Genomic DNA, 13,399 nt, shown 5'->3' with positions numbered 1-13,399 from the left:
CCGCTCTATCCGTATGACCAAGTCGTCAGTATTAGTATTTGTATTTATGCTAGTACAAAAGTTTTACATTTTATATGCGGATTGTTCATAAAGTGACGTAATGGCGAATAATTTGTGCAACTTTGCACAACATTTTTTACCTTGCTTTAAAACCGAACAATTAAATTTGCGTCAGGGAATTGATCGTCAACACTTAACTCTAAGTGTGCGGCAACGCTATTCGACTGGTATCAGGCGGATGAAATCCCTATAATTGCCGCGTTTGGCGCTTCGGCGCCCCCTTCCTAACATCCAGGTTAATCAGGTCGCTAAATTTATGACTGATCAGTCTCATCAGTGCGTCATTATCGGTATCGCTGGCGCATCGGCTTCCGGCAAGAGTCTCATTGCCAGTACCCTTTATCGTGAATTACGTGAACAAGTGGGTGATGAACACATCGGCGTTATTCCGGAAGATTGTTACTACAAAGATCAAAGCCATCTGTCGATGGAAGAACGCGTTAAGACCAACTATGACCATCCGAGCGCGATGGATCACAGTCTGCTGCTTGAGCATTTACAAGCGTTGAAACGCGGCTCGGCTATCGACCTGCCGGTTTACAGCTACGTTGAACATACGCGTATGAAAGAAACGGTGAAGGTTGAGCCGAAGAAAGTCATTATCCTCGAAGGCATCTTGCTGCTGACGGATGCGCGTTTGCGTGACGAACTTAACTTCTCAATTTTCGTTGATACCCCGCTGGACATCTGCCTGATGCGCCGCATCAAGCGCGACGTTAACGAGCGTGGGCGTTCGATGGATTCCGTGATGGCGCAATATCAAAAAACGGTGCGTCCGATGTTCCTGCAATTCATTGAACCTTCAAAACAATATGCGGACATTATCGTGCCACGCGGTGGTAAAAACCGCATCGCGATCGATATATTGAAAGCTAAAATAAGTCAGTTCTTTGAATAAGCTTGATAAATTGTGTACCGTTCAGTGATAACCTGGTATGCCCTTGACGTAACTGGCGTTAAGGGAGTGATGCACGAAAGGAGAAAATGCCATGCGTCTGTGTGACCGAGATATTGAAGCCTGGCTTGATGAAGGCCGTTTGTCGATCAACCCACGTCCGCCGGTAGAGCGTATTAATGGCGCGACGGTAGATGTGCGCCTGGGCAATAAGTTTCGTACCTTCCGTGGTCACACGGCAGCGTTTATCGATCTGAGCGGTCCCAAAGATGAAGTGAGCGCCGCGCTCGATCGGGTGATGAGCGATGAAATCGTGCTCGACGAGGGCGAGGCGTTTTATCTCCATCCAGGGGAACTGGCGCTGGCGGTGACGCTGGAGTCGGTTACGCTGCCAGCCGATCTTGTGGGATGGCTGGATGGGCGTTCCTCACTGGCGCGTCTGGGGCTGATGGTTCACGTTACCGCGCACCGTATCGATCCAGGCTGGTCTGGCTGCATTGTGCTGGAGTTTTACAACTCCGGTAAATTGCCGCTGGCGCTGCGTCCGGGCATGTTAATTGGCGCGTTAAGTTTTGAACCACTTTCCGGCCCGGCGGCGCGGCCATACAACCGCCGTGAAGATGCGAAATATCGCAACCAGCAGGGCGCGGTTGCCAGCCGAATCGATAAAGACTAATTCAGGCTCATTGAGGATACCATGAGACGATTTCTGACGACGCTGATGATAATCCTGGTCGTGCTGGTGGCCGGATTATCTGCGTTAGTGTTGCTGGTGAATCCGAATGATTTCCGCGACTATATGGTCAAGCAGGTTGCTGCACGTAGCGGTTATCAATTGCAGTTAGATGGGCCACTGCGTTGGCACGTCTGGCCGCAGCTTAGTATCCTCTCCGGGCGAATGTCTCTCACTGCCCAGGGGGCAAGCCAGCCACTGGTGCGCGCCGATAATATGCGCCTTGATGTGGCGTTATTGCCGTTGTTGAGTCATCAACTGAGCGTTAAGCAGGTGATGCTGAAAGGCGCGGTAATTCAACTTACTCCACAGTCGGAAGCGGTTCGTCGTGACGATGCACCCGTTGCGCCGCGCGACAATACGTTGCCGGATCTGTCAGAAGATCGCGGCTGGTCGTTTGATATCTCCAGTCTGAAAGTGGCGGACAGTCTGCTGGTGTTCCAGCATGAAGATGACGAGCAGGTGACAATTCGCAACATCCGTCTGCAAATGGAACAAGATCCACAGCATCGTGGCTCGTTTGAGTTCTCCGGGCGGGTTAATCGCGATCAGCGCGATCTCACGTTATCCCTCAAAGGCACGGTGGATGCTTCTGATTATCCACATGATTTAACCGCAGCCATTGAGCAAATTAGCTGGCAGCTGCAAGGCGCAGATCTGCCACAGCAAGGTATTCAGGGGCAGGGGAGCTTCCAGGCCCAGTGGCAAGAGTCACATAAACGCCTTTCATTTAATCAAATCAATTTGACCGCGAATGACAGCACACTTAGTGGGCAGGCGCAGGTCACGCTGACTGAAAAGCCAGAATGGTTGTTAAGATTGCAGTTTTCGCAACTGAATCTTGATAATCTCATACCGCTTAATGAAGCCGTTAACAGTGAAAACGGAACCACGCAACAGGGGCAGAACCAGCCAATGCTGCCGCGTCCGGTTATTTCCTCGCGTATTGATGAACCGGCCTATCAGGGGTTGAAAGGTTTTGCGGCTGATATTTTGTTGCAGGCCAGTAACGTGCGTTGGCGCGGGATGAATTTTACTGATGTTGCTACGCAAATGACCAATAAATCGGGTTTGCTGGAAATCATCCAACTGCAAGGCAAACTCAACGGTGGACAGATATCGCTGCCGGGGACGCTGGACGCGACGGCAAAACATCCGCAGATAACCTTTCAACCTCGGCTGGAGAATGTCGAGATTAGTACCATTCTGAAGGCATTTAACTATCCGATTTCGTTAACCGGGAAAATGTCGCTGGCTGGTGATTTCTCCGGCGCTGACATCGATGCCGAAGCATTCCGCCACAACTGGCAAGGGCAAGCGCATGTTGAAATGACCGACACGCGCATGGAAGGGATGAACTTCCAGCAGATGATTCAGCAAGCGGTAGAACGTAACGGCGGTGATGTGAAGGCCGCTGAAAACTTCGATAATGTGACTCGTCTCGACCGCTTTACGACCGATCTCACGCTAAATAATGGCCTCGTAACGTTAAACGACATGCAAGGTCAATCGCCGGTGTTAGCTCTGACAGGAGAAGGCTCGTTGAATCTGGCAGAGCAGACCTGCGATACCCAGTTTGATATTCGGGTTGTGGGTGGCTGGAACGGTGAAAGCAAACTGATTGATTTCCTCAAAGAAACACCGGTTCCGCTGCGGGTTTACGGCAACTGGCAGCAACTCAATTACAGCCTGCAAGTGGATCAGTTACTGCGCAAACACTTACAGGATGAAGCCAAACGTCGCCTGCACGATTGGGCTGAGCGCAATAAAGATTCCCGCAATGGCAAAGATGTGAAGAAGTTGCTGGAGAAGATGTAAGTTTCCAGATGACATAATTTGTAGGCCTGATGCAACGCTTTACGCGTCTTATCAGGCCTACATACCATCACACCTCGTACTCCAAATTATCTTCCTTACGTAGCGGAATAATCTGCACCTTCTGCACGCGATGGCTTTCCACCTGCAACGTTTTAAGCAAATAATCCCCCACCTGAACTTCTTCACCAGGTTTTGGAATACGCTGTAAATATTCCATCAGCAGCCCGGCAATGGTGTGATATTCACGTTTTTCATCCAGCGGCAGCGGCACATATTGCACCAGATCTTCCAGCGGCATATGACCATTCGCCGTCCAGGAACCGTCGGCGTTTTTCTGAATATCATGACGGGCGTCGATCTCTTCCACTTCGTTCGGTAAGTTACCGGCAATGGTTTCGGTGACGTCACTTAATGTCACAATCCCTTCTACCGAGCCAAACTCATCCACCACAAAAGCAAAGTGCGTGCGGGCATTACGGAACTGCTCCAGGGCAGGTAGCAACGGCAAGGTTTCCGGGAATACCAGCGGCTGGCGAATCAACACACGCAGGTTGAGCGGTTCGCCGCGCAGCGACTGTTGTAGCAGGTCGATAACGTGAACAACACCGAGCAAATCTTCTGCGTCATCGCCGTCGGTAACCACCAGACGCGTATGCTGATTGCGCTCCAGTAACTGGCGGATCTCGTCTTCCGGCGCGTTGAGATCGATATGCTCAATATCGTGGCGCGACGTCATAATGCTGCTGACGGTACGCTGGTTAAGATTAAGTACCCGCTCAATCATCCGCCGTTCCTGCGGATTAAAGATTTGTTGGTTGCCATGATCCACCAGCATGGACGCGGTTTCGGCATCCAGTTCCGCATCTTCTTTTTGCCCGCTTAACAGGCGCATTACCGCTTCGGTAGTCCGCTGGCGCAGCGTCTGGTTAGCGGAAAGAAAACGTCGCCGGTTAAAGATAGCCAACTGATTGAGCGCCTCGATCATCACCGAGAAGCCAATGGCGGCGTACAGGTAGCCTTTCGGAATGACGAAGCCGAAACCTTCTGCCACCAGGCTAAAGCCAATCATCAACAGGAAGCTTAAGCAGAGAATAACGATCGTCGGGTGACTGTTAACAAATTGCGTTAACGGCTTGCTGGCCATCAACATCAGGCTGATAGCGATAACAACGGCGGCCATCATGACCAGTAAATGATCAACCATCCCGACGGCGGTAATCACCGAGTCGAGTGAGAAGATAGCGTCCAGCACCACAATTTGCGTCACCACGCCCCAGAACTTCGCGCCTTTGCGTTGTGTGGGGTTATTGCTGTCTTTCCCTTCCAGCCGTTCGTTCAGCTCCATCGTGGCTTTGAACAACAGGAAGAAACCACCAAACAGCATGATTAAGTCGCGGGCGCTAAAGGTAAACGAGCGGAAGCTGAACAGCGGTTGAGTCAGGGTGACCAGCCAGGAGATTGACGCCAGCAGTAACAGGCGCATTAACATCGCCAGCAGCAGCCCGGTAACCCGTGCGCGGTCGCGCTGCTTCGGCGGTAGTTTTTCGGCGAGGATGGCAATAAAGACCAGGTTATCAATGCCGAGGACCAGTTCGATCACAATCAGCGTGATTAACCCGGCCCAGATAGACGGATCGGCAATCCATTCCATAGTAAGTACAAAACCTATTCGTTGTATGACAAATGTCACAATTCGATCATGGATAAATCGGGGCAAAAATGCAATGTTGCAGCACTATTTATCTCATATTATTTGAGGGTAATAACCTCACATTATCCCTGAATTAAAAGTGGTAATAATAAAACATTAATTAAGAAATATCGCATGTGGAGACGCAATATTAATTGTTGTCAACCTAAAGAAACTCCTAAAAACCATATTGAATGACACTTAATATAATTCTTAAAAATAGCCAATTGCCGAATTGTTACCTTGCCTGCTATTCCGTTAGCTGTAACACTTCCTCCTGCATTATTGGAGAGCCAATATTCAATTACCATAATGTCACCTTATATTCGGATGTTAATTTCCGCAATAACCCTTTCTCATCAACGACTGTATGCTGAGAGGGTTTGAAAAATTAAGCCAAATCAGTGTATTGGTAGCTAAAAAGCCAGGGGCGGTAGCGTGTCTGGATGCCTGAAAGACCAGTCTGAATTATTCTGTCAATAGCCTGCGGATGAAATCAATTTTTTTAGGACTGATGCCAGTTAAATTTTTATTCAATTAACTGCAAGGTAAATATGCATGGCGACATTGCTATTAATAGTGCACAGGATAATTACTCTGCCAAAGTGATAAATAAACAATGATGAAATCCAAAATGAAATTGATGCCATTATTGGTGTCAGTAACCTTGATAAGCGGTTGCACAGTACTTCCGGGCAGCAATATGTCGACGATGGGGAAAGACGTCATCAAACAGCAGGACGCTGATTTCGATCTCGACAAAATGGTGAATGTTTATCCGCTGACCCCGCGCCTGATTGACCAATTACGCCCACGCCCGAATGTAGCGCGCCCCAATATGACTCTGGAAAGTGAGATCGCGAATTACCAGTATCGCGTCGGACCGGGGGACGTTCTTAATGTCACCGTCTGGGATCACCCGGAACTCACCACGCCAGCCGGTCAGTACCGCAGCTCCAGCGACACCGGCAACTGGGTACAGCCTGACGGCACTATGTTCTACCCGTATATCGGCAAGGTTCACGTCGTGGGGAAAACGCTCGCTGAAATCCGCAGTGATATTACCGGGCGCTTAGCGACGTACATCGCTGACCCGCAGGTGGACGTTAATATCGCCGCCTTCCGCTCGCAAAAGGCCTATATCTCCGGTCAGGTGAATAAATCCGGTCAACAGGCGATCACCAACGTGCCACTGACCATTCTCGATGCCATCAACGCCGCAGGTGGCCTGACCGACACCGCTGACTGGCGCAACGTGGTGCTAACACACAATGGTCGTGAAGAACGCATTTCTTTGCAGGCGCTGATGCAAAACGGCGACCTCAATCAGAACCGACTGCTTTATCCCGGCGATATTCTCTACGTGCCGCGTAATGATGATCTGAAAGTATTTGTGATGGGTGAAGTGAAGAAACAGAGCACCCTGAAAATGGACTTTAGCGGCATGACCCTGACTGAAGCTCTGGGCAATGCCGAAGGTATCGATATGACCACCTCCAACGCCAGCGGCATCTTTGTCATTCGTCCGCTGAAAGGCGAGGGCGGGCGTAACGGCAAGATTGCCAATATTTACCAGCTGGATATGTCCGATGCCACGTCGCTGGTGATGGCGACAGAATTCCGCCTGCAACCTTATGACGTGGTGTATGTCACCACCGCCCCGGTTTCCCGCTGGAACCGTCTGATCAATCAGTTGCTGCCAACTATTAGCGGTGTCCGTTACATGACGGATACAGCCAGCGACATTCATAACTGGTAATCGTCATGTTTAACAACATCTTAGTTGTCTGTGTCGGCAATATTTGCCGTTCCCCGACGGCGGAACGCTTACTGCAACGTTATCACCCGGAGCTGAAAGTGGAGTCCGCTGGTCTCGGCGCGCTGGTCGGTAAGGGCGCTGATCCTACCGCCATCAGCGTCGCCGCCGAGCATCAACTCTCTCTGGAAGGCCACTGTGCCCGTCAAATCAGCCGCCGCCTGTGTCGCAACTATGACCTGATTTTGACCATGGAAAAGCGCCATATCGAACGCTTATGCGAGATGGCACCCGAGATGCGCGGCAAAGTGATGCTGTTTGGTCACTGGGATAACGAATGTGAAATCCCCGATCCGTATCGCAAAAGCCGGGAAACGTTTGCAGCGGTGTACACATTACTTGAACGGTCTGCCCGCCAGTGGGCGCAGGCATTGAACGCAGAGCAGGTATAAGAATGACAGAAAAAGTAAAACAACATGCCGCTCCGGTAACGGGCAGTGATGAAATCGATATTGGTCGCCTGGTCGGCACCGTCATTGAAGCGCGCTGGTGGGTGATTGGCATCACCGCCGTATTTGCCCTCTGTGCCGTGGTTTACACTTTCTTCGCCACGCCGATTTATAGTGCCGACGCACTGGTACAAATCGAGCAAAACAGCGGCAATTCGCTGGTGCAGGATATCGGCTCGGCATTAGCCAACAAACCGCCAGCATCGGACGCTGAGATCCAGTTGATTCGTTCGCGTCTGGTGCTTGGTAAAACGGTGGACGATCTCGACCTCGATATTGCGGTGAGCAAAAACACGTTCCCGATTTTCGGTGCGGGCTGGGATCGTCTGATGGGACGTCAGAATGAGACGGTGAAAGTGACCACCTTTAATCGCCCGAAAGAGATGGCGGATCAGGTGTTTACGCTTAATGTTCTGGACAACAAAAACTACACACTGAGTAGCGACGGCGGCTTTAGCGCCCGTGGGCAAGCGGGCCAGATGCTGAAAAAAGAAGGCGTCACGCTGATGGTTGAAGCCATTCACGCCAGCCCGGGCAGTGAGTTTACCGTCACCAAATACTCTACGTTGGGGATGATCAATCAACTGCAAAACAGCCTGACGGTAACGGAGAACGGCAAAGACGCTGGCGTACTGAGCCTCACTTATACCGGTGAAGATCGCGAGCAGATCCGCGACATTCTTAATAGCATCGCCCGTAACTATCAGGAACAAAATATTGAGCGCAAATCGGCGGAAGCGTCGAAAAGCCTCGCTTTCCTCGCACAACAGTTACCGGAAGTGCGCAGCCGCCTCGATGTCGCCGAGAACAAACTGAATGCCTTCCGTCAGGATAAAGATTCTGTCGATCTGCCGCTGGAAGCAAAAGCGGTGCTCGATTCGATGGTGAACATCGACGCGCAGCTGAACGAACTGACCTTTAAAGAGGCGGAAATTTCTAAGCTGTTCACCAAAGTTCACCCGGCGTACCGTACTTTGCTGGAGAAACGTCAGGCACTGGAAGACGAAAAAGCCAAACTTAACGGTCGCGTAACGGCAATGCCGAAAACCCAGCAGGAAATTGTGCGTCTGACTCGCGATGTCGAGTCTGGTCAGCAGGTCTATATGCAACTGCTGAATAAAGAGCAGGAGCTGAAAATCACCGAAGCCAGCACCGTAGGCGATGTGCGCATTGTTGACCCGGCAATCACCCAGCCAGGTGTACTGAAACCGAAGAAAGGGCTGATTATCCTTGGGGCGATTATCCTCGGCCTGATGCTCTCTATCGTGGGTGTGCTGCTGCGCTCGCTGTTTAATCGCGGCATCGAAAGCCCGCAGGTGCTGGAAGAACACGGTATCAGCGTCTATGCCAGCATCCCGCTGTCGGAATGGCAGAAAGCGCGCGATAGCGTTAAAACCATCAAAGGGGTTAAACGCTATAAACAGAGCCAGCTACTGGCGGTGGGGAATCCAACCGATCTGGCGATTGAAGCCATCCGCAGTCTGCGTACCAGCTTGCACTTCGCGATGATGCAGGCGCAGAACAATGTGTTGATGATGACCGGGGTTAGCCCGTCAATTGGTAAAACTTTTGTCTGTGCCAACCTGGCGGCGGTCATTAGCCAGACCAATAAACGGGTGCTGTTGATCGACTGCGATATGCGCAAAGGCTACACCCACGAGTTGCTGGGCACCAATAACGTCAATGGCCTGTCGGAAATTCTGATTGGTCAGGGCGATATTACTACCGCTGCTAAACCGACCTCTATTGCCAAATTTGACCTGATCCCGCGCGGTCAGGTGCCACCGAATCCTTCTGAACTGTTGATGAGCGAACGCTTTGCCGAACTGGTGAGCTGGGCGAGTAAAAACTACGACCTGGTGTTGATTGATACGCCGCCGATTCTGGCAGTGACCGATGCAGCAATTGTCGGGCGTCACGCCGGAACCACGTTGATGGTAGCGCGTTATGCGGTCAACACCTTAAAAGAAGTGGAAACCAGTCTGAGCCGCTTTGAGCAAAACGGTATTCCTGTGAAAGGGGTGATTCTGAACTCCATCTTCCGCCGCGCCAGCGCGTATCAGGATTATGGCTATTACGAATATAAGTCGGACGCGAAATAACGACACCTGCATTCGCATCGCCCCGTAGGCCGGATAAGGCGTTCACGCCGCATCAGGCAAGTAAACCAGCTCATAAGCCGGGAGAACAACCTATGAAAGACAATCCGCTGATCTCAATCTATATGCCGACCTGGAACCGCCAACAACTGGCGATTCGGGCGATAAAATCGGTCCTGCGCCAGGACTACAGCAACTGGGAGATGATCATCGTGGATGATTGCTCCACGTCCTGGGAACAGCTTCAGCAGTACGTCACCACCCTCAACGATCCGCGTATCACCTATATTCACAACGATATTAACAGCGGAGCGTGCGCGGTACGTAACCAGGCAATTATGCGGGCGCAAGGGGAATACATCACCGGGATCGATGATGATGATGAATGGACACCCAACCGCCTGAGCGTCTTCCTCGCCCATAAACAGCAACTGGTTACTCATGCGTTCTTGTATGCCAACGACTACGTTTGCCAGGGCGAAGTCTACTCCCAACCGGCAAGCCTGCCGCTGTATCCCAAATCACCCTATTCACGCCGCCTGTTCTACAAACGCAATATCATCGGTAACCAGGTTTTTACCTGGGCGTGGCGTTTCAAAGAAAGTTTGTTCGATACCGAACTGAAAGCAGCACAGGATTACGACATCTTCCTGCGGATGGTGGTGGAGTACGGCGAACCGTGGAAAGTGGAAGAGGCGACGCAGATCCTGCATATCAATCACGGCGAAATGCAGATCACCTCGTCACCGAAAAAATTCTCCGGATACTTCCACTTTTACCGCAAGCACAAAGACAAATTTGACCGCGCCAGCAAAAAATATCAGCTGTTTACCCTCTACCAGATCCGCAATAAACGCATGACCTGGCGGACTTTGTTGACGCTGCTGTCGGTGCGTAACGGCAAACGTCTGGCTGATGGCATACGGGGGCGCTAAAGATGCTGGAAGATCTGCGTGCCAATAGCTGGAGTTTACGCCCGTGTTGCATGGTTCTTGCCTATCGCGTTGCTCATTTTTGTTCGGTGTGGCGCAAAAAGAACGTCCTCAACAATTTGTGGGCGGCTCCGCTGCTGGTGCTGTATCGCATTATCACCGAAGGCTTTTTCGGTTATGAAATCCAGGCCGCCGCGACCATTGGCCGCCGCTTTACCATTCATCACGGTTACGCCGTAGTGATCAATAAAAACGTGGTAGCGGGGAATGATTTCATCATTCGCCACGGTGTCACTATCGGCAATCGTGGTGCCGACAACATGGCGTGTCCGCAAATTGGCAACGGCGTCGAACTCGGTGCCAACGTCATTATTCTGGGTGATATCACGCTTGGAAACAACGTCACCGTGGGCGCGGGCAGCGTGGTGCTCGATTCTGTCCCGGACAACGCGCTGGTGGTGGGAGAAAAAGCGCGAGTGAAGGTAATTAAATGAATATTCTGCAATTTAATGTGCGACTGGCGGAAGGCGGAGCGGCAGGTGTGGCGTTAGATCTCCACCAGCGCGCGCTGCAACAGGGGCTGGCGTCACATTTTGTCTACGGCTACGGCAAAGGCGGCAAAGAGAGCGTCAGTCATCAACACTATCCGCAGGTAATCAAACATACGCCTCGGATGACCGCGATGGCGAACATTGCGCTGTTTCGTCTGTTTAATCGCGATCTGTTCGGCAATTTCAATGAGTTGTACCGTTCTATTACCCGCACGTCGGGGCCGGTAGTTCTGCATTTTCATGTGCTGCACAGCTACTGGTTGAATCTTAACAGTGTGGTGCGCTTTTGCGAAAAAGTGAAAAACCATAAACCGGATGTCACCCTGGTCTGGACGCTGCACGACCACTGGAGCGTTACCGGACGCTGCGCCTTTACCGACGGTTGCGAAGGCTGGAAAACCGGCTGCCAGAAATGCCCGACGCTAAATAACTATCCGCCGGTGAAGATTGATCGCGCACACCAGCTGGTGGCGGGCAAACGCCAGTTGTTTCGCGAGATGCTGGCGCTGGGCTGTCAGTTTATTTCCCCCAGCCAGCATGTGGCTGACGCTTTCAATAGCCTGTACGGTCCAGGGCGCTGCCGGATTATCAATAACGGCATTGATATGGCAACCGAAGCCATTCTGGCGGAACTGCCACCGGTGCGCGAAACCCAGGGCAAGCCGAAAATCGCGGTGGTGGCGCATGACCTGCGTTACGACGGCAAAACTAACCAGCAACTGGTGCGCGAGATGATGGCGCAGGGCGACAAAATTGAACTGCATACTTTCGGTAAGTTCTCGCCGTTCAACGCTGGCAATGTGGTTAATCACGGCTTTGAAACCGACAAACGTAAGCTAATGAGCGCGCTCAATCAAATGGACGCGCTGGTGTTCAGTTCTCGCGTCGATAACTACCCGCTGATTTTGTGTGAGGCGTTATCGATTGGCGTGCCGGTGATCGCTACCCATAGCGATGCGGCGCGGGAAGTACTGCAAAAATCCGGCGGTAAAACCGTCAGTGAAGAAGACGTGCTGCAACTGGTGCAGTTAAGCAAACCGGAAATCGCGCAGGCAATATTTGGCACCACGCTGGACGAGTTCAGCCAGCGCAGCCGCGCCGCCTACAGTGGACAACAGATGCTGGAGGAGTATGTCAACGTCTATCAGAATCTGTAGCTACCTGTTGCTGCCGCTGATTTACCTGCTGGTTAACGTCAAAATCGCCCAGCTTGGCGAAAGTTTCCCCATTACCATCGTCACTTTTTTACCCGTCTTGTTACTGCTGTTTTTAGAGCGCATCAGCGTTAAAAAATTGATGATTGCCTTAGGGATTGGCGCGGGGCTCACGGCGTTTAACTATTTGTTTGGTCAGTCTTTGGATGCCAGCAAATACGTCACTTCAACCATGCTATTTGTCTATATCGTGATCATTATTGGCATGGTGTGGAGCATTCGCTTTAAAACCATTTCGCCACACAACCATCGCAAGATATTACGTTTCTTTTATCTGGTGGTCGGGCTGGTGGTGGCGCTGGCGGCGGTGGAGATGGCGCAAATTATTTTCACCGGTGGCAGCAGTATTATGGAGTCGATTTCGAAATATCTGATTTACAGCAATAGCTATGTACTGAATTTCATTAAATTCGGTGGCAAGCGCACGACAGCACTTTATTTCGAACCGGCATTTTTCGCTCTGGCATTAATCTCAATTTGGCTCAGTATCAAACAGTTTGGTATCAAAACACCTAAAACAGATGCTATGATTCTCGCAGGGATAATATTATCCGGATCGTTTTCAGGGGTTATGACCTTTATCCTGTTTTATTTGCTGGAGTGGGCATTTCAGTATCTGAATAAAGAGGCGATCAAGAAAAAGTTACCGTTAGCATTGATTTCTCTGTCTGTATTCCTGGTTGGTGTGGTAATCGCGTTTCCTTATATTTCCACCCGTCTGGGTGATTTAGGTACGGAAGGATCGTCATCGTATTATCGTATTGTCGGTCCGCTGGTGATGGTCGGTTATTCTTTGACCCATATTGACGGTGTAGTCAGATTTGGCTCACTTTATGAATATGTCGCATCATTCGGAATATTTAACGGTGCGGATGTCGGAAAAACCATAGACAATGGTTTGTATCTGCTGATTATTTATTTTTCCTGGTTCGCGGTGTTTTTATCGCTGTGGTACATGGGGAAAGTGATAAAAATGATGATCAACGCTTTTGGTGATAACCGCAATTTTCGCGTGCAATTATATCTTTTTACTCCGGTATCGCTGTTTTTTACCGGTTCGATATTTAGCCCAGAATATGCATTTTTAATCGTCTGTCCGTTTATTTTGCGAAAAGCGTTAAATATTACGAGGTAAGAATAAG

At 50.7% G+C, this 13,399-nt stretch carries 12 protein-coding genes; 10 read left to right on the top strand and 2 right to left on the bottom strand.

Going from position 1 to position 13,399, the window contains the following annotated elements; all coding sequences use genetic code 11:
* The first annotated feature begins 316 nt into the window (after positions 1-316).
* The 3 genes from udk to asmA all read left to right on the top strand — a co-directional run bounded on the left by udk (position 317) and on the right by asmA (position 3,506).
* A complete protein-coding gene (udk, locus tag A7589_RS18450; RefSeq protein ID WP_000132077.1) occupies positions 317-958 on the top strand; it encodes a uridine kinase in 642 nt (213 codons plus the stop codon).
* Positions 959-1,049: 91 nt separating this feature from the next.
* Positions 1,050-1,631: a dCTP deaminase gene (dcd, locus tag A7589_RS18445; RefSeq protein WP_001234767.1), complete on the top strand. Its 582-nt coding sequence runs from the start codon at positions 1,050-1,052 to the stop codon at positions 1,629-1,631.
* A gap of 21 nt (positions 1,632-1,652) precedes the next feature.
* Positions 1,653-3,506: an outer membrane assembly protein AsmA gene (gene asmA, locus A7589_RS18440; protein ID WP_001252248.1), complete on the top strand. Its 1,854-nt coding sequence runs from the start codon at positions 1,653-1,655 to the stop codon at positions 3,504-3,506.
* Between the two features lie 67 nt (positions 3,507-3,573).
* Here asmA and A7589_RS18435 read toward each other — a convergent pair whose 3' ends face one another.
* Both A7589_RS18435 and A7589_RS22995 read right to left on the bottom strand, forming a co-directional pair.
* Positions 3,574-5,157: a TerC family protein gene (locus A7589_RS18435; RefSeq protein ID WP_010355864.1), complete on the bottom strand. Its 1,584-nt coding sequence runs from the start codon at positions 5,155-5,157 to the stop codon at positions 3,574-3,576.
* 200 nt (positions 5,158-5,357) lie between these two features.
* The gene (locus A7589_RS22995) at positions 5,358-5,507 is read right to left on the bottom strand and encodes a hypothetical protein (RefSeq protein ID WP_162829205.1); all 150 of its coding nucleotides are present in this window, start codon (positions 5,505-5,507) and stop codon (positions 5,358-5,360) included.
* Between the two features lie 308 nt (positions 5,508-5,815).
* Here A7589_RS22995 and wza point away from each other — a divergent pair, with 308 nt between their 5' ends.
* From wza to wcaD, 7 genes are all read left to right on the top strand, one after another.
* Entirely contained in the window at positions 5,816-6,955 is a 1,140-nt protein-coding gene (gene wza, locus A7589_RS18425; protein WP_000978094.1) for a polysaccharide export protein Wza, read from the top strand.
* A 5-nt stretch (positions 6,956-6,960) separates the two neighbouring features.
* Positions 6,961-7,404, top strand: a complete 444-nt coding sequence (wzb, locus tag A7589_RS18420; RefSeq protein WP_000482901.1) for a low molecular weight protein-tyrosine-phosphatase Wzb — start codon at positions 6,961-6,963, stop codon at positions 7,402-7,404.
* A gap of 2 nt (positions 7,405-7,406) precedes the next feature.
* Entirely contained in the window at positions 7,407-9,563 is a 2,157-nt protein-coding gene (wzc, locus tag A7589_RS18415; RefSeq protein WP_000137137.1) for a tyrosine-protein kinase Wzc, read from the top strand.
* Positions 9,564-9,655: 92 nt separating this feature from the next.
* Positions 9,656-10,495, top strand: a complete 840-nt coding sequence (gene wcaA, locus A7589_RS18410) for a colanic acid biosynthesis glycosyltransferase WcaA (RefSeq protein ID WP_000654514.1) — start codon at positions 9,656-9,658, stop codon at positions 10,493-10,495.
* Positions 10,496-10,497: 2 nt separating this feature from the next.
* Positions 10,498-10,986 (top strand): colanic acid biosynthesis acetyltransferase WcaB, encoded by a 489-nt coding sequence (wcaB, locus tag A7589_RS18405; RefSeq protein WP_108188952.1) that lies wholly within the window; start codon positions 10,498-10,500, stop codon positions 10,984-10,986.
* Positions 10,983-12,200, top strand: coding sequence for a colanic acid biosynthesis glycosyltransferase WcaC (gene wcaC, locus A7589_RS18400; protein WP_001023859.1), 1,218 nt, complete (start codon positions 10,983-10,985; stop codon positions 12,198-12,200). Before wcaB ends, wcaC begins: the two co-directional genes overlap by 4 nt.
* Positions 12,175-13,392 (top strand): colanic acid polymerase WcaD, encoded by a 1,218-nt coding sequence (wcaD, locus tag A7589_RS18395; protein ID WP_000107800.1) that lies wholly within the window; start codon positions 12,175-12,177, stop codon positions 13,390-13,392. Before wcaC ends, wcaD begins: the two co-directional genes overlap by 26 nt.
* The last annotated feature ends 7 nt before the right edge of the window (positions 13,393-13,399 follow it).

The organism is Escherichia sp. MOD1-EC6475 (genome assembly GCF_003046645.1).
Lineage (GTDB): Bacteria > Pseudomonadota > Gammaproteobacteria > Enterobacterales > Enterobacteriaceae > Escherichia > Escherichia ruysiae.
The sequence above is the reverse complement of the archived record's forward strand: the minus strand, read 5'-3'. Positions and strand labels throughout refer to the sequence as shown.

Coding starts and splice junctions, on each gene's coding strand:
- wcaC (WP_001023859.1), top strand. CDS start 10,983: ATGAATATTCTGCAATTTAATGTGCGACTGGCGGAAGGCGGAGCGGCA.
- asmA (WP_001252248.1), top strand. CDS start 1,653: ATGAGACGATTTCTGACGACGCTGATGATAATCCTGGTCGTGCTGGTG.
- udk (WP_000132077.1), top strand. CDS start 317: ATGACTGATCAGTCTCATCAGTGCGTCATTATCGGTATCGCTGGCGCA.
- dcd (WP_001234767.1), top strand. CDS start 1,050: ATGCGTCTGTGTGACCGAGATATTGAAGCCTGGCTTGATGAAGGCCGT.
- A7589_RS18435 (WP_010355864.1), bottom strand. CDS start 5,157: ATGGAATGGATTGCCGATCCGTCTATCTGGGCCGGGTTAATCACGCTG.
- A7589_RS22995 (WP_162829205.1), bottom strand. CDS start 5,507: ATGGTAATTGAATATTGGCTCTCCAATAATGCAGGAGGAAGTGTTACA.
- wzc (WP_000137137.1), top strand. CDS start 7,407: ATGACAGAAAAAGTAAAACAACATGCCGCTCCGGTAACGGGCAGTGAT.
- wcaA (WP_000654514.1), top strand. CDS start 9,656: ATGAAAGACAATCCGCTGATCTCAATCTATATGCCGACCTGGAACCGC.
- wza (WP_000978094.1), top strand. CDS start 5,816: ATGATGAAATCCAAAATGAAATTGATGCCATTATTGGTGTCAGTAACC.
- wcaD (WP_000107800.1), top strand. CDS start 12,175: ATGTCAACGTCTATCAGAATCTGTAGCTACCTGTTGCTGCCGCTGATT.
- wcaB (WP_108188952.1), top strand. CDS start 10,498: ATGCTGGAAGATCTGCGTGCCAATAGCTGGAGTTTACGCCCGTGTTGC.
- wzb (WP_000482901.1), top strand. CDS start 6,961: ATGTTTAACAACATCTTAGTTGTCTGTGTCGGCAATATTTGCCGTTCC.